Origin of the sequence: Pseudomonas sp. PDM30, from assembly GCF_019218985.1 — a bacterium.
Classification (GTDB): domain Bacteria; phylum Pseudomonadota; class Gammaproteobacteria; order Pseudomonadales; family Pseudomonadaceae; genus Aquipseudomonas; species Aquipseudomonas jessenii.
Genome location: NZ_JAHUWM010000015.1, coordinates 67,084 through 87,268, shown reverse-complemented (window position 1 = coordinate 87,268; position 20,185 = coordinate 67,084). Strand labels below are relative to the sequence as shown.

Sequence of the window (20,185 nt, the reverse complement as noted above, 5' to 3'; positions counted from 1 at the left end):
AGTAAAACAGCCGTTCCTGCCCACTCGATAACTGTCCCATCATGCTGCGTGCTTCCCTGCTGGCCAATGCAGAGATTTTGCCGCAGGCCAGACAGGGGAGCTACTTTTTCAACAGAATCGGCCGATTGCTGCCCGTCGCGAAGGGCTGCCATCGACCAAAAAACCATTTTTACGCATCAACCAGCGATTAGCTGCGTTCAGGTTTTCCTGCGTTTTTTATCCAGGTATCAAGCTCCGTAACCATTTTACTGACCTCGCTATCTTCCCGTTCCGAGGGGCGAACGATTGCGTTCCAGGCGATATCCAGGCCGTCATTCAGGGCCGCCCACGCAAGCTCCCCACGCTCCAGGCTGGGGGTTACCAAATCCCGTTGCAATATGCTGATTCCGTATCCTGAGCGGACCAGTTCAACGATGGCTTCGATCAACTCCACCGTGATCATGCGGCGCGGCAAGATGCTGGCGGGGGCGAAGAAACGGTCATACTCCCAGCCACTGGCGCGATCGGTCGAATACGTCACCAGGTTGTAAGTCTTGAAGTCTTCCGCATAGATATTTTTCCTTCCCGCAAGGGGATGATCGGTTGCCATGATTGCAATCAAATCGTCCCGAAAAAGTGGCAACTTCGCGACACCGCTAGGCACCATGCCGTCATCGATAATGGACACATCCAGTCTGCCTTGCATCAGGCTCGCGTAAACGTCGTTACGGGGCACGGTCACCAGTGTGATTTCGATGTCCGGCCGAAGACTTGAGTAGTGCTTGATGAATTTTGGAATCCAGCGAAATGGGCCGTAGGAGGTGACACCCATACGGACAAACGCTGTGACGCCACCAGCCATGGACCGGGCCTCGGACTCAGCCTCATTGAGTATGGCGATGATGTCTTTGGCGGCCCGTTCCAGGCGCACGCCGGCAGGGCTGAGTCTGAGCTTTCCTCCTGATCTTTCCGTCAGGCTCACACCTAGCCGCCGCTCCGCTTCGCGTATGCGGTGACTGACGGCTGAAGGTGTCAGCCATAAACGTTCGGCCACCGCGGTGATCGAATCGACTTCCGACAGGGTTTGCAACATCACCAAGTGATCCAGTGTCAGTCTCATGGGTATACGACCTGAAAATAATTCACAAAATTGCGTAAAATTATGAGCGTGACTTGTTTTTGGTGCCGATGCAATCTGAATCCAGCAGAGCCAACGGAGACCAACAACAATGACTACCCTGCCTTTCACACCTGCGCTAACCCTGGGCGATCTCGTCGATCTCGAGCGTTACCCAATCACCGATCGCACCAGCCCCGCTTATCTCGCACTGGTCACTCACAGTCAGTCGTTGCTGGCACAAGAGGGCGTTGCGATCTTTCCGGGTTTTGTTCGCAATCCAACGGTTGTCGCGATGGCGCAGCAGACACTTGCACTGCACTCGCGCATGTTTCATTTTCGGGAAAACCACACGGTTTATTTCAAACCTCAGGACGAAAGCGTTGATCCGGAACACCCGCTACGACGCTTGATGAACACGGCAAAAGACACTGTTGCCTATGCCGATATTCCTGCCGACCATTTGATCCGGCAGATCTATGGATCGGACGAAGTCCTTGCTTTCATCAAAGATGTTTTGGCTCTGGACACGCTCTATCGTCATGCCGATCCATTGGCCGCCCTTAACTTGCAGGGCTTCACGGCAGGGCAGGAGTTGGGGTGGCACTTTGATCGTTCCGACTTCAGCGTCACGCTGTCGCTTCAGGCTGCAAGCGCCGGTGGGGATTTCGAGTATGTGCGGATGCTGCGCAATGAAAGCGACGATTGCTATGACGCGGTCAGGCAATTCCTCGATGACTCGCAAACACAGCAGGTAGAGGTTCTGCCTCAAGTGCCAGGCACCCTGACATTGTTCCGCGGCCGCTATTCATTGCACCGGGTCACGCCGGTGGAAGGGGACAGGCTGAGGCTCAACGCGGTGTTTGCGTACGTGGACCAGCCCGATGTCGAGTTCAGTGCCTATGCGCGCCAGTTGTTCTACGGGCGTACTTCTGTTGATCCATTAGCTTGAGCTTCGCCAATAACAATAAATGCAATTGATTCACGCCTTTGTTTCACGTGTTTGCGCACGCACTTGTCCATGCTAAATCTGATGGACTCGTTTGCTCCTGTGTCGCACACAACAGTTCGCTGCCCCCAATAATAATGATTCGGAGCGTCTGATCATGAAAAACAGGAAGAGTTTGTTGGCCTCTTTGCTCACCCTTGGCTTGCTTGTCGGTAGTGCTTCAAGCCAGGCCTCAGGGTGGTGTGAATCGGGCAAGTCGGTGAAATTTGCCGGATTGAACTGGGAGAGCGGGATGCTCCTCACCGACATCATGATGATCGTGCTCAAGGATGGTTATGGCTGTACAACGGATCAGTTGGTGGGTAACACCATCATTCTCGAGACCGCACTGGCCGGCAACGACATTCAGGTGTTTGGCGAAGAGTGGATGGAGCGCAGCGAAGTCTGGAAAAAGGCGGTGGCGGCCGGAAAGGTTGTCGGGGTTGGCGCTCCGATCATTGGTGCGACTCAGGGCTGGTATGTGCCGCGTTACGTCGTTGAAGGGGACGCTAAACGTAACCGGCCAGCGCAGGCGCCCGACCTCAGGACAGTCGCGGACCTGAGCAAGTACGCGAGTGTTTTTCGCGATTCGGAAGAACCGTCCAAAGGCCGTTTCTACAACTGTCCTGCGGGTTGGATCTGTGAGCAGGACAATACCGAGATGTTGAAAGAGTATGGTCTTGAAAACACGTTCACAAACTTTCGTCCAGGTACCGGTGCGGCATTGGATGCGGCTGTCCTGTCCAGTTACAAACGCGGTGAGCCGGTGCTGTTCTACTACTGGTCACCGACGCCGCTGATGGGGCAGATCGATGCGATAAGGCTGGAGGAAAAGACCGGCGCCAACAAAGACGTCATCACCATGGTGGGACTCTCCAAGGCATTTCATGAACAGGCTCCTGAACTGGTCGCAGTACTGGAGAAGGTCAACATTCCGATCGACTTGTTGAATCAGAACCTGGCGAGGATGACCCGGGAACGCATCGAATCGCCGAAGCTGGCCAGGATGTTCCTCAAGGAACACCCGGAAATCTGGCATGCCTGGGTCGACGAAGCCGCAGCAAAGAAGATCGAGGCATCGCTCTAATCGGCCTCAAGGGCAAGGACGCCCGTCCTCTGTAACACCCCTCTGAACACAATCTCTTGACTGTTTCTACACAGGAACGGCGCCTCTTTGCGTCCGGGAAATCACGAACATGATCAAATCACGAGCGGCCGTCGCCTTCGCGGCGAACCAGCCTCTGCAAATTGTCGAAGTCGATGTAGCGCCGCCGCAAGCCGGTGAGGTGCTGGTACGCATTGTTGCGACAGGTGTCTGCCATACCGATGCGTTTACGTTATCCGGCGCCGATCCCGAAGGGATCTTCCCCGTTATTCTTGGCCACGAAGGTGGCGGTATCGTCGAAGCGGTTGGCGAGGGGGTAACTTCACTGGCGGTGGGCGACCATGTGATCCCGCTCTACACCCCGGAATGTGGCGAGTGCAAATTCTGCACCTCCGGCAAGACCAATCTTTGTCAGAAAATCCGTGCCACTCAAGGCAAAGGTTTGATGCCAGATGGCACCAGCCGATTCTCTTACGAAGGGCAGCCTGTCTTTCACTACATGGGCACCTCGACGTTCTCCGAATACACCGTGCTTCCCGAAATTTCCCTGGCCAAAATCCCCAAGGATGCGCCACTGGAGAAGGTCTGCCTGCTCGGTTGCGGTGTGACCACCGGCATTGGCGCGGTGCTCAACACCGCGAAAGTGGAGGAGGGAGCCAGTGTGGCGATCTTCGGTCTGGGCGGCATCGGCCTGGCAGCCATTATCGGTGCGACGATGGCCAAGGCCGGTCGAATCATCGCAATCGATATCAACCCCGCCAAGTTCGAGATAGCCAGGCAACTGGGGGCCACCGATTTCATCAACCCCAAGGATTACGACAGGCCGATCCAGGACGTGATCATCGAGATGACCGAGGGCGGTGTGGACTATTCCTTCGAATGCATTGGCAACGTCCATCTGATGCGCGCCGCCCTGGAGTGCTGCCACAAGGGCTGGGGTGAGTCGGTGATCATTGGCGTCGCCGCAGCAGGACAGGAAATCAGTACCCGTCCTTTCCAACTGGTGACCGGGCGCATCTGGCGCGGCTCGGCATTTGGCGGTGTGAAAGGACGTAGCGAGCTACCCAGCTATGTCGAGAACGCGCAAAAGGGCGACATTCCACTGGATAGTTTCATTACCCACACCATGGGGCTGGAGGAGATCAACAGAGCCTTCGACCTGATGCGCCAAGGCGAAAGCATCCGCACCGTTATCCATTTCGATCGCTGACTCAACAGGTTTGGCGAAACCCGTCAGGGCCAGTCAAAGGCGCGAAAACCTGCAACATCAACCCAGCATATCTACACCAAAGAGAGCACAAAGATGACCATTTTCACACATGTGACCGTCGGTACCAACGACCTGCAAAAAGCGCGCAGCTTCTATGACAATGTCCTGGGTACCCTGGGCCAAAAACGCATCGCTGATCTGGACGACAAGGGGTCGATCTGGGGGGAGAGCGCTCCGTCCTTCTTCGTGCTGAAACCGGCGAACGGCGCCCCGGCCAGCGTGGGTAACGGTGTCACCATCAGCTTCGAAGCGCCGAATCGTGCGGCCATTGACGCTTTCCACGCCGCGGCGCTGGCCAGTGGCGGCACCGACGAAGGTGCACCGGGTCCGCGAGGCTGGGCACCTGACGCCTATGCGGCTTACGCGCGGGATCTCGATGGGAACAAGCTGGCTGCGTACTGTTTCAAGCCTGCCTAAGCTTCAAGACGAGGCATCATTAGATGCTTCGTCATTAGCCCTTACTCGCAAGGATTAGTAATCCGTAAGGTTGCAATGGTGGCTTGAACAAGCCCGTTTAACCTTGGTGTTCGAACGACAGCTTCTGGCCGATTTCTGCCTGTCACGAGGGGCAGCAATATGCAATTACCCAGCTGATTGAATCGTTGCTCAAGGCTTTCTTTTGCAATGCGACTTGGGCGCACCGTATCCCCAAGTGATTATGGTCTCGGCCTGATGCTCCCAAAGCGTTTCATTGCGCCCAAGGTACTTTATGCCACTGCCACTTGGCTGCTGGTACATCAGCGATACGCTGTCGCCACGCTCGGCGATTAATGTCGGCGGATCGGTTTTGAAGAACATGACAGTCACCTCTCTAGCAGGGTTGCCGTCGCATTCGTAATAGACAGGCCCAGTGCCCGATACCAGTCGGTACCGTGCTTGCAACTCGGCGATGCGGCGCTGGTATTCCATGCGCAAGCATGCACTGACGTCATCACTCTTCCAGCAGTCGTCGCGTCCCTTGATCCATCCACGTTGTTCTGCTTTTAGCCGGGGAGGATGCTCGTTGCCGGCCTTAATACTCGCACTGGCATAAACTGCCGACAAATTGCGATCGAGCGCGGATAACGCCTTGTCCTCACATATCATCGCTTCGATACCGCCAGGCTCCACTCTGGCGCAATCGTATGAAGGGCCAGGTGTCACATTGGCAGACGACGATTTTTCCGTGCCGCCCCCAGTCGGCTGCATTGCATTGATATGCTGATCAATGTACTGGCACCACTGTTCGGAGCTTCGTTCAGGGACATTTGCCCCATCGCGAACCCCTAACTTGAATTCGATCACCGATTTCCATTCGTCTGAGCCTATATCTGGCCCGTGCCCTTGCGCATCGGATGTGTGCAGTATCTTATCGATCGATTGATACCATGGGTAAGTGCATATGGATTGCGCCTGAGCAACGCCTGTGGCGCCAGCCAATAACAAAACCAAATATTTGCTCATGCGCGGTCCCTTTTGATTTATGCAGTCGCCAAGCACCGAGCGACCAAGGCGGACGTTCACGGGGACAGCGCTCTGACCGCAGGCAACGGCCGTACTATAATTAATTTCTGTCAATGTTTGCGTGACGAGCGCTCCAAAGCGAATCAGGTATCCATAGCGTTCACCTGACAGGCAGAGGGCGACACAGCAAATGGGATGGACGGTACGTCTGATTACGCGACAGAGGGTTCAGCCATGAAAATTCACTCCTTCCAGCATTACTCCCATGGTCTGGAAATGGCCGTTCACGATGCATGGATTACCGCCAAGGTGAAGTCGGCCCTGGCATTTTCCGATCCGACCCTTAGCCTGCATATCAATGTCAAAACCCATGCGGGCATAGTGGGGTTAAGCGGCCGCGTCAACACTCATAGACAGTGTGAACAGGCCATTGTTCTGGCTCGTTCGGTTCATGGTGTCGCCGAAGTCGATGCCAGCGACTTGCAGACCCATGTGTTCACGCCAGGGAGTTTTCCAGAAGCGCCCAACGCCGAAGAGAGCACTGAGCGCCGGCCACAATCGTCAACAAAGATGGACGACAAATGATAATGGCAACATTGTAGGCGCCGCGCTCCCGGTCGGGAACCGAGGGCGGAGGGAAGCTGAATGCCAATGTGCCCCAGAGTGAATCGCCCATGGTTTCGTGGACATTTCCGACTGGCTGCTTTTGGCCGGTTTCTGCCGGTCACCACCGGCGAGACGTGTGGACTGGTCAAGCGGCGTTCCAACAGACCATTCGTCTCACCAGGGTCTGTTGACGTTTCGCTCCGAACCGCCGCGGTCAGGGAAACATGACTGCCGCCACGAGGTACAGCAGCAACGCCAGCAGCAACACCACGGTGAAACCCAGGTGGATCGCCAGCAGGGTCGCCAGCACGGCCGCCACCACCGATACGCTGGCGTTGACGCCCCAGGCGATCGGCACCAGTGCTTCGGCGCACGCGGAGACGCGCCCGAGTCCGAGCGGAAACGGCATGCCCATGGCGAACGCCAGCGGCGCTACCAGCGCGGCGCAGATGCCGAACCTGGCGAGGGTCCCCACCGGCGCCAGCAGCTGGAACAACGGGGGCAGGGCGATCAGGTAGAGCAGGGCGATCGCGCAGATCGCCAGGACTGGCCGTGCGAGCGGATGACGGGGCCCCACACCCGTTCCAATGTCCCCCCGCCGCCGGCCGGAGTAACGGCTGCCGAGGCCAGCGAAGATCAGGAACGCGCTGAGCGTTACCGCCACCGAATACAACGGGTGGCTGAGGAACAGGGTGAACTTCTGGATGAAGGCGATTTCCACGAACATGAAGGCAAAGCCGATGGCGGCGAAGTAGGACACGACCCGAAGTTCGAACCTGGCCAAAGCCGCATTCCGAGAGCGTCGCTGGCGCCGCCGAGCCACCCATAACGGCGCCAGGATCAGCAGTACGGCGGCCAGGCCGGACTGCAGCAGCGTGGCGATCAGCACCGGATAGCCCCACTCCAACATTGACAGGCCGCCCTGCGCCTTCAGCGCCAACAGTTCCGGCAGCGAGCGCCACTTGAAGAAGTGGAAGAAATACGGCCGATCATCCGTAGTCGGACGCACGTCGAACTTGTAGCGCGCCAGGAACTCCGCGCGCTCGCCGGACAGCAGGGCCTGCGCCGCTTCGAAGAACCAGGGCCGGTCGAGCAGGTTGTAGCGGTTCACCTCGGCCACGGTCATTCCGGGGTAGTAGGCCAGGTCGAAGGAGCGCGCCCGGCAGAATTCCCGCAGCACGGCGATGCCGGCGTCGTCGAAATCCCTGTTGCTGACCAGCAGCGTCGCGGTCTTCCAGCCGCGGATCATGACGATGCGGCGCGCCGCGCTGGCCTGCCCGTCGCGCTCGATGGCCGCGGCCGCGGTGGCCAGCAGCCTGGGAACATCGCGCGGCGGCAGGGTGACCCAGCGGGTGATGGCCAACAAGCCGCCGGGCGCGAGATGGCGCAGGTACTCGGCGAAGGCATCAACCGTGTACAGGTAGTTCTCGGACAGCGCATGCAGGCCGCCCGAAGCAGTGCCGAAGGAGTCCAACAGGGCGATCTGGATCAGGTCGTAAGGCTCGCCGCGCGAAGCCACCAGGCCGCGCGCCTCGCCGATCAGCACACGGACGTTGGGCGCGCTGTACGGCTTGCCGGAGAAGTCGGCGAAGTGGCGCTGGACCAGATCGATCACCTGTGGGTTCAGTTCGATGGCATCCACCGCGCTGGCGCCGTGATAGATCGCCTGCAGCACATCGGCGCCGGCGCCGCTGCCCAGCACCAGCACGCGGGGTTGGCGCAGCAAGTGATAGGGCAGAGCTGAGGTCAGGTAGTCCAGGTAGGCGAGCGGCTCGCGGCGCCCGTCATAGCGGTTCAGCACGGAAAGGCCGTCGCCGTCGGTAAAGATGGCCAGTTGTGGGGGCGGTTCCTGTGTCGCGTTGAGGCTCAGGCCAGGCGCGTAGCGCAGGGGAATGGTCGGGCTGTCGACGACCGTGAGCAGACCCAGCGGACTCCAGGTCTGGGCGATTGCGCGCGCATCCTTGATACGCAGCGTCTGGCTCAGTTCTTTGTACTCGGAGGGCGACAGGGCGATCCAGCGCCCGGGCACGCTGGCCGGTACCGCGACTGCCGCCGCCAGCAGCAACGGCGCGAGCCAGTGCCTATGCCCCGTGCAAGCCATGCTAGCCAGCGCCCCGGCGGCGATGCCGGTGCCGCCCAGCAGCCGCAGCGCATCGACGGGCGTCAGGGCGAACAGCGCGGCGACGATCGCCAGGCTGCCCACGCCGGCACCGAGAATGTCGAAGGCGTAGATCCGGTGAATCTGTTCCTGAAAGCAGGTGAAGGTCAGGCAGATGCACACCGCCGCGCAGAAGAACGGCACGAACAGCAGCAGGTAGATCATCAGCAGGCGCGCCGACTGCCGCGCGTCCCAGAGGATCTCGAGGGGATTGAACGGAACCTGCTGGGCCAGGCTGAAGCAGGCGATGGCGCTCAGCCCGAACAACACCGCGCCGCCGATGAACACGCCGTGGAAGCGCGGCGCCAGCACAGGCCGTGCCAGCGCCACGGCGGTGCCGGCAGCGCCGTAGCCGAGCAGCGCGACGCTGATCATCATGTAGGCGAAATGGTGCCACTGGATGATCGAAAGCAGTCGCAGCAGCAGCACCTCATAGCCGAGCGCGGAGGCAGACAGCAGTGCCAGGGCGAGCAAGGGCGGCGAATGCATGCTCAACCGCCTCCGACCAGCGGCACGAAGCTCACAGGCAGCACCTGCCGGGTGGACACACTGCCATCGCCGGCCTTCTCGATCAGCAGCAGGTACTGGATCATGAACGGCGCGCCGACCGGGATTACCATCCGTCCGCCGGCCTTGAGCTGGGCGATCAGTGGCGGCGGCACATGGCTGGCGGCGGCGGTGACGAGGATGGCGTCGTAAGGCCCGTGTTCGGGCCAGCCGTGGTAGCCATCGCCCAGCCGGGCCTGCACCTTCGCATATCCCAGACGGCCCAAGCGCTCCCCGGCCTGCACTGCCAGCGGCTCGATGATCTCCATCGTATAGACCGCCTGCGCCAGCTCGGCGAGGATCGCCGCTTGGTAGCCCGAGCCAGTGCCGATCTCGAGTACCACGTCGCCGGGCCCGACCTGCGTCAGGTCGGTCATCAAGGCGACGATGTACGGCTGGGAGATGGTCTGGCCGTAGCCGATCGGCAGCGGACGATTTTCGTAGGCGTAGGGCACCTCGTCGGGCGGGACGAACTTATGGCGTGGCACCTTGGCCATCGCGGCCATCACCGGCGCGGCAAACTCGACCCTGCCGGTTTCGTCGCGGGTGACGGACGACATGTTGGCGATCTCCCGCACCATGGCATCGCGCAACGGCGCGAACGGGTCGTCGGCATGCAGACCGGCAGATGCCAACGCCAGAGCGATGGCAGGCGCCAGGATGCGCGTCAGGAGCATCACCGGCTTCACAATGACTCCTCCGCCTGAGGAATAGTCGAATCGTATGGCCGGCGGGCTGACTCGGCAAGCCGGGGGTGCCGGCGACCAAATCAGGCTGCGGCGACTGCCCGGGACAACATCGCAACCCGTAACTGCACTGATAGCACCCAGCCAGTTCAAGCGGTGATACAAAAGTGAATGCGATTGTCAGCCGATTGCTGCCTATAAGGAGCCCTTCGCACTGACCTCATAACACTCCTCCGACACTAACCTCCAACCCCTGGAATGACCAGAAGCGCCGCCAAGCCGATCAGTGCCGTGCCAATGAGTCTGTCGATAACCTGCTGCTTTTCCAGCATTCGCCGGCGCAACGCTTCAGCGGAGAAAAACAGTGCCACGAAACTGAACCACGCCCAATGGGTGAACGACATAAACAGGCCGTACGCAAAGTTTGCGGTTAGCGAACTGCCTGTGTGCACCACTTGGCTATATGTCGCCACCACGAACAACATGGTTTTAGGGTTGAGCGCGTTAGTGAAAAAGCCAGTACGAAATGCTTCCCAGGATGAAGGGGCTGAGGCGTTGGCGCCACCAAATGTCAACGAAGAAGTACTGGTCAGGGACTTGATACCCAAATAAATGAGGTATCCGGCGCCCAGCGACTTCATTGCCATGAACAGCAAGGGTGATTGAGTGAAGATCACTGCAGCGCCGAACACTGTGTAGAAAACGTGAATCTGGACGCCACAGGCGATACCCAGTGCGGCCATCAAACCGCTGCGTCGTCCATATGCATAACTGTTGCGGGTGACCATGGCGAAGTCAGAGCCGGGGCTGATAACTGCCAGGATGGAAATGGCAGCAACTAGAAGCAATTCGTTCATGAAGACTCTCCGGCGCAATGGATGCCCATGCCGCGAACGACAGTAATTGCATTTGCGCTACGTTTTTGCACAGATTGAGGGTGGGTGGCAGCTTCACTTGCTCGCGGCACTTACATCACCCAGTGGTATTTGGCTTCGCATGGCATTCATGCAATGCCTCTAATCATTGATAGTTGTGCGTGCAGATGGGGCGAATGGAGGTCATGATGGAGAATTGCCACCGATAAAAAAAACGATTTATAGTCGTCGAAACCTGTGAGTAATCATCGTCAATATGAATTTGCCTCCTTTGGCTGCGTTTCGTTTTTTCAACGTTGCGGCCCAGACTCAAAGCTTCGTGAGAGCCGCTCAGCAGTTGCACGTCACCCATGGCGCAGTCAGCCGCCAGGTTCGATTGTTGGAGGAGGCAATAGGGGTCGAACTTTTTGATCGGCGCAACCGTGCGATCTTTCTCAACCGTGCTGGCCGCCTTCTGTACGACGTTACCGGGCCCATGTTCGAACAATTGGAAAGTGCTGTTTACCGGTTGCAGGGAGAAGTCCGTGAGGACGTACTCGTACTATCGTGTGAACCTACCATCGCAATGAAATGGCTGATCCCGCGACTGCCTGACTTCCATGCCGCTCACCCGCACCTTCAAGTCCAACTGTTGGCGGCCGGTGGTCCTATAGACTTCGCGCGCTCAGGTGCGGATCTGGCCATTCGACGTGATGATTTTCACTTGGATCAATCAATCCACAGCGTGACGATTTGTGAGGAATGGATTGGACCTGTGTGCACCCCGTCCAATAGTCCCGATAAAAGGAAATCGGAAGGAGTGCGCTTGCTACGTAGCCAGACACGCCCGTTGGCCTGGGACAACTGGCTGCGCCTTTCGGAAATGGCTATGCCTAATGCTGGCTCGGTCGACTATGAGCATTTCTATCTGTGTATTCAGGCAGCAGCTGCGGGGTTGGGGATCAGTGTGGTGTCCTTTCTCATGGTTCAGGATGAACTCAGGTCCGGACAACTGATCGCACCGTTTGGCTTTATCCAGGACGGGTCGGCCTATTGCCTACTGTCACCCAGGCCTTTTGAGGAGAGTGCCAAGTGCACCGCTTTCAGGGATTGGGTCACAAAGCAGATGGGCATATGCGCAAAGCAGATCAAGAGTGATTTGGGCCGAGCGTGAGTAGTGCGAGCGTCTTTTTTGCACGCGGCTATGTCACTGAGCCCTGAATCTTTTGCGCAAAACACGGATTGCGCACACAGGCGCGAACTTTTCTGCGGTGGAAACCGAAGCTGGATTTCTCAACAGAATCGACCCAAATCCGACACTCATAAAATATTCCTTTTGCCCGTGAAGCAGCCAATCACGTCAGGCAACGATCCAATAACTGCCTGCAGGAAGTGTCTATAGAGTTTGGGTCAATTCAGCGAGCCAGCGACAACGCGCAGAAAATCTGTCGTAGTTCAGCGCGTGATCATGCCTTTGCAAACAGGGTGGTTGCTAACAAGCTCCGTTCAACTTCGCTTGCAAGTCTAAGGATGGTTTCCTCGTCACCAAATTTGCCAACTATCTGCATCCCGATTGGAAGGCCGTTCTCCATGATCCCGACGGGGATACTGATGGCCGGCTGGCCGGTCAAGTTGAAAACTTCGGTGAAGGGAGAAAATGCGTAAGCGTTTTTATACCACTCGTCCAGATGCCTTTCCCCTGTGGCGACAAAACCACCAATCGGTGGTGGAGCAAGCGCTACCGTTGGCGTGATGAGGACGTCGATATCGGTGAAGCTATCGGCCATGTCGTGGCTTACTTTGTTCTGGGTGGCCCGTGCATGGTGTACATCCAGTGCCGTTCTCTGAGTCGAGCATTTGTAAAACTCATAGGTAATCCATTCAACATCTTTTGCCGAGATCGGATAACCGCGAGTTTGGGCTTTGTGTTCCATCAAGGCCTCAATTTCCATCTGCCAGAATAATGCAGCAGCTGCACCGGCTTTGGTCATGTCTGGCCAATTGAACGGGCGTAATTCATGGCCGTCTTTATTAAAAAAATCCACAGCATTCAATATGGCTTTGTGGATGGTCTCATCGATACTCGAGCCATCTGGACGGGCGCAGGCAAAGGCGATTTTGAGTCGTGGCGACCTCGTCTTCAGGCATTCGAGCCAAGAGGGAGGGGCGGGGGGAGCAGCATAAGGCGCGCCTGGTTCATAGCCAGACAGGACATCCAGCAGCAATGCGCTATCGCGGACGGTCCTGGTCAGTACATGCTCGGAATCAAGGCCACCAACAAACTCGCCGACATGAGGACCTACAGGGTTGCGTCCCCTGCTTGGCTTCAGCCCAACCACACCACAAACGGCAGCCGGAACCCTGATCGACCCGCCACAGTCGGTGCCGTGTGCAACTGGCACCATGCCTGCGCCCACGGCACAGGCGGATCCTCCACTTGACCCACCAGAAGCGTACTGCGGATTCCTGGGGTTTCGACAAGGGCCTTGCCATTCAGGCTCTGTCACAAAGTCTCCTGCAAACTCAGGTGTTTTGGTTTTCCCGAGAATGATTGCCCCGGCATTACGCAATCGACTCACAAACTCACTGTCGACCTGAGCGGGGACGGCATCTTCGTACAATCGCGAACCGTGCCTGGTTGCAAAGCCTTTTACATCGATATTGGTGTCCTTTATCAGGATCGGCACACCTGCGAGTGGTCCTGCCTTGGGATCTAGCGCCGCTCGCTGTGCGCCTTCGATATCGATTGCAACGACCGCGCCCAAGGCAGGGTCCTGGATTTCAATTTCTCTGGCTGCCAGGTTGACCAACTCCAGCGGAGTGACTTCACCGGACTTCAACCGTTGAACGAGGCCCACGGCATCAAGACTTTTAAACTCTTCAGGTGTCATTTCTACGCCTCCAGATCATAACCAAGTACGTTGTTGAGGAACTCGTAAGCCAAACGACGCGAATCATCGATCGTGTCCGGGTTGCAATCGACCGCAGCCCTCAACCATAAGCCGTCGATGAAGATCGCGATCATTTGCGCCTTGGAATGGGCTATTGCCTTGTCCATGCTTTTTGACAAGGCATGGAAAAGTAAGGAGTGGCTCCTGCGCGCAACGATGTTCTGTACCCGCTGCAGTTTGGGGGACTGCGGTACCTGGGCCCAGAAAGCGAGCCAGGCCGCAACATTGTCTCGCGTCAGGTTCAAGGCACTGACGTTCCCGTCCACAAACGCGAGAACACGCTCAGCGGGTGTTGCGGACTTCCGCAGGCGCGCAAAGATCTCGGCATTTATGCGTTTGTTCAGCTCTCTCAAGGTGGCTTCAAGCAAAGCATTCTTGTCCGAGAAATAGTGGTGGACGATGCCGTTGGCCAACCCCGCACGGGCGCTGACCTGAGCCATGCTGGTACCCGCCATGCCTTGCTCACCAATGAGGGTGAGCGTCGCCTCAACGAGCTGCTTCCTTCTGATTTCCTGCATTCCGACCTTTGGCATGGGGGGCTCTCTTTTTTCATTGGACACTCAATGAAAAAAAAGTTATCACTGGATTCTCCAAAAAACAAGAGAACGCAAGGGGATCCGGTATGAAAAGCAGTGCTATCGGTTGTGCCGTGCTGTTGATGACATTCCAGGGGATTGCCGGCGCCGCGGACCCTGTGGGGTGTCGCGCGCCTCAGTTCGCAGAGGTGGGATGGACCGACATCACGTTGACGACGTCTTTGACCACAGCAGTATTGGAAGGACTGGGCTACGCCCCAAAAGTCATAACGTTATCGACGGGAATTGCCTACAAGGCGATGGAAGGCAAGAGTATCGACGTGTTCCTCGGAACATGGGATCCCGCATTGATCGAGGCGGCTCAGCCTTACTACAACAACAAGTCGATTCAGACAGTGCGAGTGAACCTCACGGGCGCAAAATTTACCTTGGCGGTTCCGCGATACGTCTATGAGCAAGGTGTAAAAAGCTATGCTGACCTGGACACTTACAAGTCAAAGTTTGGCGGGAAAATCTATGGAGTAGAGCCAGGCGGAAACAAACCGATCCAGAACCTCATCGCGGATAACGCGTATAACCTGGGTAGCTGGAGCCTGGTTGAGTCCAGTGAGAAGGGCATGCTGACACAAGTCGGCAGGCAAATCAGAAAGAACGACTGGATTGTGTTTCTGGGCTGGGCACCTCACCCAATGAACAAGAATATTGAACTGGAATATTTGTCAGGTGGTGACAAGTACTACGGAGCAAATTTCGGCGCATCGTCGGTGCGGACCGACGTGCGTACGGGATATCTGGAGGAATGCCCTAACGTGGGCCAACTCCTGAAAAATCTGGAGTTTTCCATCGATGCCGAAAACACCATGATGGACTACGTGATCAATGGTGGCCTTGACCCACGCTCTGCGGTAAAAAAATGGCTGAGTGCCCATCCCGAATGGCTTGATAGAACGTTGCTTGATGTTCAAACAGTGGAAGGTCAACCTGGGCTCGCGGCGGTAAAGTCTTATATGGATACTGCGTCCAAATAGACGACACTTCTCAACAAATTGAATCTCCCCGGGCTCTATAGACCGGGAGCATCCTTATCGGCGCAGCGCCTAGGCCCCATGTGCTAGGCGCGAGCGGCGTATCGATCCGGCTACCGCCCAACCGCAATGTCCAAAAATGAATTCCCCTTGGGGTTTCAAACACTTTTGAACCTTTAAGCCCCCCTTCCCACAACTCAGCAGCGACCTGCCAGCCGCTCGACAGAAGTCGCAATTCAATCCCGAGCAATCTTGTCATTTGCCAAGGCTTAGGGCAGGGTCGATACCACTGAGATCCCTGCCAAAGGAGTCACCCATGTCAAAGCTCTATCCCAGTATCGATCCCGAGGGGCTGGTCGAGTACTCAGTGGTCTACACCGACCGCTCACTCAACCACATGTCGCAGTCATTTCAAGGCGTGATGAAGAACATTTCCAAGACCCTGAAACAGGTCTACAACGCCCAGGCTGTTGCGGTGGTGCCGGGCAGCGGCACATTCGGCATGGAAGCGGTGGCGCGACAGTTTGCCACCGACCAGCAATGCCTGGTGATACGCAACGGCTGGTTCAGTTATCGCTGGAGCCAGATCCTTGAGATGGGCAACATCCCGGCGGCCACCACGGTGCTCAAAGCCCGACCGGTCGACACAGGTCGCCAGGCTGCCTACGCTCCACCCCCTCTGGACGAAGTGCTGGCAGCCATTGCGGCGCAGAAACCGCAGATTGTCTTCGCCCCCCACGTTGAAACCTCATCAGGGATTATCCTGCCCGACGAGTACCTGCGGGCCGTCGGCGACGCCGTGCATGCGGTGGGTGGCCTGTTCGTGCTGGACTGCATCGCCTCAGGCACGATTTGGGTTGATATGCACAAATGCGCAGTCGACCTGCTGATCAGCGCACCGCAGAAAGGCTGGAGCGCCTCCCCTTGCTGCGCCCTGGTGATGCTCAGTGCTTTGGCCCTAGAGCGCATCGAGCAGACGCAGAGCAGCAGCTTCGCCTGCGATCTGAAAAAGTGGCTTCAGATCATGCAGGCCTACGAACAGGGCGGACATGCCTACCATGCGACCATGCCCAGCGATTCCCTCGCGCGATTCAACGAAGTGATGAAAGAGACGCAAGCCTACGGTTTCGACAAGGTCCGCGGCGAACAACAGGCTCTGGGCGATCGGGTGCGCGCAATGTTGACCGGCAAAGGCATCAAAAGCGTGGCCGCAGCCGGCTTTCAGGCTCCTGGCGTAGTGGTGAGCTACACCGATGATGCCGACATCAAGAGCGGTAAGAAATTTGCCAGCCTCGGCCTGCAGATCGCCGCCGGAGTGCCGTTGCAATGCGACGAGCCGGCCGATTTCCAGACCTTTCGCATCGGTCTGTTCGGACTCGAAAAGCTGCACAATATCGAGCGCACGGTCAGCACCCTCGAAGAGGCACTGGACGAGGTGATGGATAACTAAGCGCCCATCTTGGCGACATCAATGTCGCATTTGAACGCTACAGTGATGTTGCCAGAAAGTAGTCAGGCGTATTAGTTGGAGGAGTGGCAATGACAATAATCGATGTGAAATCCCGATTCGAAGCAAAGCTTCTTCGTCCGGCAAAGCCCGGTAATGATACGTCGTGGGCGTTCGCAGTACTGCCAAGAGACGCGAGTGAACCGCTTCCAAGGCGGGGAAGGACGACAGTTGAAGGCACAATCAATGGGCACCATTTCCAGGCAACCCTTGAGCCCGATGGTCAACTGAGCCATTGGCTGAAGGTAAGTAGCGAGTTACTCGACGCCGCAGGTGTGGCCGTTGGGGATATCGTTACACTCGAGCTAACCCCTGTGAAAAAGGAACCCGAGCCTGACATCCCGGCAGACTTTGAGGAGGCACTGGCAGCCACTCCTGAGGCTCGTAAAGTTTGGAATAATACAACGACCATCGCACGAGTAGACTGGATCCACTGGATTACTTCAGCCAAGCAACTCAAGACGCGCGAAAAGCGAATTGGTGATGCCTGCGATATGCTTGCAACCGGCAAGAAGCAGGTTTGCTGTTTCGACCAGTCCGGCTATTACAGTAAGGCCTTCCGTGCGCCCGAGGCAGAAAACTCTTAAATGGAATGTTCCGTTGAATACGCCTGACGATTTTTGGTTGACTGACTTCCTCAGGGCGTGAAGCGGTCATCCGGCGAATCATGAGGTCGACGCCAAAAGGACTTAGCCGTCTTCAGCCACCGCGCATAACTTGCATCAGCTGTTTCACAGCGATGGCTTCGACGGCACCTTCACTGGCACCCGCTTCAAAAACAGCGCAACAAGCCGATGCGTCGCCGTCGCGGATACGGTAGACAGCAATGACACTGCCTGGCCCGCAGCCTGTGTGCCCGCATAGGGAATGTCCGCCGTCAATCGACCCTTGCATCACACCTAGGCCATAGCCCGGAATGATCCATGGGCGCCCGGGAATCGGGCCGCCCAATGTTCGTGCTGTCTGCATTTCCTGGAGCAAGCCCGTGGAGAGCAGTTCACCGCAGAGGAGTCGATCCAGAAATAGCGCTGCTTGGGAAATTGGGCCGATCAGCAAGCCATGATAGACCCACGCGGGGTCATAATTCGAGGTGCTTCCAAGATGGGTCTTTTGCAAGTCTGCTCGCGTTTTAGCAAAGCGAACGTTCGACAGGCCCAGAGGAGTAAGTGCACGTTGAGTCACCGCATCATCAAGCGTCAGATCAGTTAGCCGTTCAATAAGCCTGCCGATGAGCAAGTAGCCAACATTCGAGTAACGCCAATCGGTTCCGGGACTGCATCGAAGTCGAGCACCGTCAAGGCGTTGCATCATTTCATCTGCCGACCAGGCTGGCTCACTGTTCGTAACAGCGGCGTGGTACTCCGCAAGTTCGCCGTAATCGGCCAGGCCTGCTTCATGCCGCAGTAGCTGGCGTAACGTGAAAGGCTGATCAGAAATTGGGTCGTCCAGTCCGATGAGCCCGTCACGTACCAACGACAGGGCTGTCGCAGCCAGGACTGTTTTCGTAAAACTCCACCAGGGGGCCGTCAGTTCTAACCGGTCAGGCGTTTGTGGCTGACCATTTGATACGAGTGAACTGAGCATTGGCTTCCTTGGAATGTTGAGCGGATCGACAGCTCGACAAGATATCTCATTCACTCTTCTTCGCCAGAGTGAAAAGTCAGCCGTTTGTACTGTCCTGAACGACGGCTCTTGGCCGTTTTGCGCCCTGCGTGAAGAACAGCAACAGATCGTGCCTGGATGTTGGGGGTGGTAAAAAATGGTACTGGTCGCGACGGTCGTTGCAGCAGGAACTTCAGGGTATTGGCCAGGTCAATAGCGGCCCTGTATCGCAAATGCCGAGCAGCGTTGTGGCCTGTTTTACGGCAGTGCCGTTTGAATTCAGTCGAGTCCGCCCCCTGATGCCAACCAAGAGTTTTCTGCCGGGCCTCATCCTGGTGTTCTGCGCTGTCCCGTCGCTTTGTTCGGTTGCTGCCGAACGAAGCGCGCCGGCGCGGAGTAACAGCGCATCAACCACCCTGATCGAAACCGCCTCGCGGCAGTATGAAAATGGCCAACTGGACCAGGCCGCCGCCACGCTGGAGCGTGCCCTGCATATCCAGCCGAACAATCCCGCGACGTTGCATTACCTGGGTGTGTTGCGCCTTCAGCAGGGGCAGTACCAGCAGGCTGAAACCCTGGCGGCGCGCTCGAACATACGGGTTGGTCGCAACGTCGAGCTCCGCAACCGCAACTTCCAATTGATCCAGGCGGCGCAGCAGGCCCAATCTTCGGGTACCCCACCCAATGCAAAAGAGGGCGTGGTCGCAGTACAGAAGGGGCTGGAGGAGGAGGCCCAAAGGCGTCGCGAAGCGGAAGTGGCCGTTGCTGAGCAATCCACTCCGGACACTGGGAACGACGCTGGCAACTTGGCTCGCGCAGAGGCATATCGGGGGCTGGATGCGCCGTCGGCGGGTAGAGCCGGGCCCGAAGGAAAATTACAAATGACTAATGTCGAGCCAGAGCGGGCGTACGCTGAGGTCGAGATTCCCCGCGGCCATATGCCGCGTCCGGGCAAATGCCGAATCTGGTTTCCTGATCGCCCGGCGGGGCATCAGCCCGCACCCGGCAAATGCAAGAAGCTGCGACATCGGGTTCCCCCGGGGGCCTACCTGGTGCGCGGTTGAGTTTATGCAGACAGCTACCCCCAACGACGCCACGCTATTGAGCAAGGTCTTGACCAGTTGCGCCTGGCGCGTGGCGCCAGTCTTGGCGAATACACCGCGCAAGTGAGCGCGCACGGTGTTGCGCGAAACCCCGAGTGCCTCGGCTGTCTCATCGAGGGTCTGGCCGTCCATGACCAGCATGGCCACTTCGGTTTCCGTGCGGGTCAGTTGGAACAGGCTACGCAGCAGGTCACGCGAGGCTTGTGGCGAGTCGGCCGGATCGCGGATGAACACCACCACTGCCGGGCGTCGGGCGCTGTTATGGGTCTGGTAGTTCATGGCAATCGGGCGCAGCAGCAGGTTCAGCGGCATCTCACCGCTGGGCCGCGACAGGGTCAGGACTTGCAGGTCGTCGAGGCCGCGGGGGCGTTGTTTCAATACGGCCTGAATGGCCTGCTGCAGTGTGCGGTTCTCATGGTTGGCGAAGGCACAGAGCTTGTCGTGCTTGCACTCCAGACCGTCATGGCTGTCGAACAGGCGCTGGGCGGCACGGTTGCAGCGCATCATCCGGCCGTTCTCGTCGAGGATGGCCGTGCCCACCATCAGGCGATCGATGGTTGCCGCGTAGAGCTGGCGTTCGGCATCCAGTTGATCCACCGCCGAGTGCAGGTCCACCGCCTGTTGCAGGTGCGGCAGCAACAGGCGGATCAGGTTGATCTGCGCCGGGGTGAACGCTTCGCTGGCGTGGTCGCGGCAGGCGAACAGTGCG

Annotated in this window: 18 protein-coding genes and 1 pseudogene; 10 read left to right on the top strand and 9 right to left on the bottom strand. The window is 57.7% G+C overall.

The features are described from left to right. Positions 1-187: 187 nt before the first annotated feature. A complete protein-coding gene (locus tag KW840_RS26710; protein WP_057715293.1) occupies positions 188-1,099 on the bottom strand; it encodes a LysR family transcriptional regulator in 912 nt (303 codons plus the stop codon). A 109-nt stretch (positions 1,100-1,208) separates the two neighbouring features. Here KW840_RS26710 and KW840_RS26705 point away from each other — a divergent pair, with 109 nt between their 5' ends. The 4 genes from KW840_RS26705 (at position 1,209) to KW840_RS26690 (ending at position 4,876) form a co-directional block, all read left to right on the top strand. Next, complete coding sequence (locus KW840_RS26705) at positions 1,209-2,048, top strand: hypothetical protein (protein ID WP_218498312.1); 840 nt, start codon at positions 1,209-1,211, stop codon at positions 2,046-2,048. 154 nt (positions 2,049-2,202) lie between these two features. After that, positions 2,203-3,171, top strand: a complete 969-nt coding sequence (locus tag KW840_RS26700; protein ID WP_090454905.1) for an ABC transporter substrate-binding protein — start codon at positions 2,203-2,205, stop codon at positions 3,169-3,171. A 109-nt stretch (positions 3,172-3,280) separates the two neighbouring features. Further along, entirely contained in the window at positions 3,281-4,399 is a 1,119-nt protein-coding gene (locus KW840_RS26695; RefSeq protein ID WP_218498311.1) for an S-(hydroxymethyl)glutathione dehydrogenase/class III alcohol dehydrogenase, read from the top strand. A gap of 93 nt (positions 4,400-4,492) precedes the next feature. After that, positions 4,493-4,876, top strand: coding sequence for a VOC family protein (locus KW840_RS26690; protein WP_057715289.1), 384 nt, complete (start codon positions 4,493-4,495; stop codon positions 4,874-4,876). Between the two features lie 189 nt (positions 4,877-5,065). Here the strand turns inward: KW840_RS26690 and KW840_RS26685 are convergent, their stop codons facing one another. Then, positions 5,066-5,902: an MliC family protein gene (locus KW840_RS26685; RefSeq protein ID WP_218498310.1), complete on the bottom strand. Its 837-nt coding sequence runs from the start codon at positions 5,900-5,902 to the stop codon at positions 5,066-5,068. A 234-nt stretch (positions 5,903-6,136) separates the two neighbouring features. On the opposite strand from KW840_RS26685, the gene KW840_RS26680 reads away from it, so the two are divergent. Beyond that, positions 6,137-6,487 (top strand): BON domain-containing protein, encoded by a 351-nt coding sequence (locus KW840_RS26680; RefSeq protein ID WP_057715287.1) that lies wholly within the window; start codon positions 6,137-6,139, stop codon positions 6,485-6,487. 235 nt (positions 6,488-6,722) lie between these two features. On the opposite strand, the gene KW840_RS26675 is transcribed toward KW840_RS26680, so the two are convergent. The 3 genes from KW840_RS26675 to KW840_RS26665 form a co-directional block, all read right to left on the bottom strand. Beyond that, positions 6,723-9,155: an SAM-dependent methyltransferase gene (locus tag KW840_RS26675; RefSeq protein ID WP_218498309.1), complete on the bottom strand. Its 2,433-nt coding sequence runs from the start codon at positions 9,153-9,155 to the stop codon at positions 6,723-6,725. A 2-nt stretch (positions 9,156-9,157) separates the two neighbouring features. Next, positions 9,158-9,901 carry a protein-L-isoaspartate(D-aspartate) O-methyltransferase gene (locus KW840_RS26670; RefSeq protein WP_224795391.1) on the bottom strand — a complete coding sequence of 248 codons (744 nt, stop codon included), beginning with the start codon at positions 9,899-9,901 and terminating at the stop codon, positions 9,158-9,160. Positions 9,902-10,137: 236 nt separating this feature from the next. Next, a complete protein-coding gene (locus KW840_RS26665) occupies positions 10,138-10,755 on the bottom strand; it encodes a LysE family translocator (protein WP_218498308.1) in 618 nt (205 codons plus the stop codon). A gap of 274 nt (positions 10,756-11,029) precedes the next feature. Between KW840_RS26665 and KW840_RS26660 the strand changes: the two genes are divergently transcribed. Next, a complete protein-coding gene (locus KW840_RS26660; RefSeq protein WP_218498307.1) occupies positions 11,030-11,926 on the top strand; it encodes a LysR substrate-binding domain-containing protein in 897 nt (298 codons plus the stop codon). 292 nt (positions 11,927-12,218) lie between these two features. On the opposite strand, the gene KW840_RS26655 is transcribed toward KW840_RS26660, so the two are convergent. Together KW840_RS26655 and betI are read right to left on the bottom strand one after the other, a co-directional pair. Beyond that, positions 12,219-13,643 carry an amidase gene (locus KW840_RS26655; RefSeq protein ID WP_218498306.1) on the bottom strand — a complete coding sequence of 475 codons (1,425 nt, stop codon included), beginning with the start codon at positions 13,641-13,643 and terminating at the stop codon, positions 12,219-12,221. A 2-nt stretch (positions 13,644-13,645) separates the two neighbouring features. Then, on the bottom strand, positions 13,646-14,236 hold the full coding sequence (betI, locus tag KW840_RS26650; RefSeq protein ID WP_057715282.1) for a transcriptional regulator BetI: 591 nt from the start codon (positions 14,234-14,236) through the stop codon (positions 13,646-13,648). 89 nt (positions 14,237-14,325) lie between these two features. Between betI and choX the strand changes: the two genes are divergently transcribed. The 3 genes from choX (at position 14,326) to KW840_RS26635 (ending at position 17,358) form a co-directional block, all read left to right on the top strand. Beyond that, a complete protein-coding gene (gene choX / locus KW840_RS26645) occupies positions 14,326-15,267 on the top strand; it encodes a choline ABC transporter substrate-binding protein (RefSeq protein ID WP_057715281.1) in 942 nt (313 codons plus the stop codon). Positions 15,268-15,580: 313 nt separating this feature from the next. Continuing rightward, a complete protein-coding gene (locus KW840_RS26640; protein WP_218498305.1) occupies positions 15,581-16,714 on the top strand; it encodes an aminotransferase class V-fold PLP-dependent enzyme in 1,134 nt (377 codons plus the stop codon). 89 nt (positions 16,715-16,803) lie between these two features. Further along, positions 16,804-17,358 (top strand): YdeI/OmpD-associated family protein, encoded by a 555-nt coding sequence (locus KW840_RS26635; RefSeq protein ID WP_218498304.1) that lies wholly within the window; start codon positions 16,804-16,806, stop codon positions 17,356-17,358. Positions 17,359-17,470: 112 nt separating this feature from the next. Here the strand turns inward: KW840_RS26635 and KW840_RS26630 are convergent, their stop codons facing one another. Next, positions 17,471-18,355 (bottom strand): serine hydrolase, encoded by an 885-nt coding sequence (locus tag KW840_RS26630; RefSeq protein WP_218498303.1) that lies wholly within the window; start codon positions 18,353-18,355, stop codon positions 17,471-17,473. Between the two features lie 317 nt (positions 18,356-18,672). Here KW840_RS26630 and KW840_RS26625 point away from each other — a divergent pair, with 317 nt between their 5' ends. Then, positions 18,673-19,437 (top strand): tetratricopeptide repeat protein, encoded by a 765-nt coding sequence (locus KW840_RS26625; protein ID WP_218498314.1) that lies wholly within the window; start codon positions 18,673-18,675, stop codon positions 19,435-19,437. Positions 19,438-19,497: 60 nt separating this feature from the next. Here KW840_RS26625 and KW840_RS28775 read toward each other — a convergent pair. Further along, positions 19,498-19,755: pseudogene (locus KW840_RS28775) on the bottom strand (helix-turn-helix transcriptional regulator); the annotation flags it as partial. Positions 19,756-20,185 lie beyond the last annotated feature (430 nt).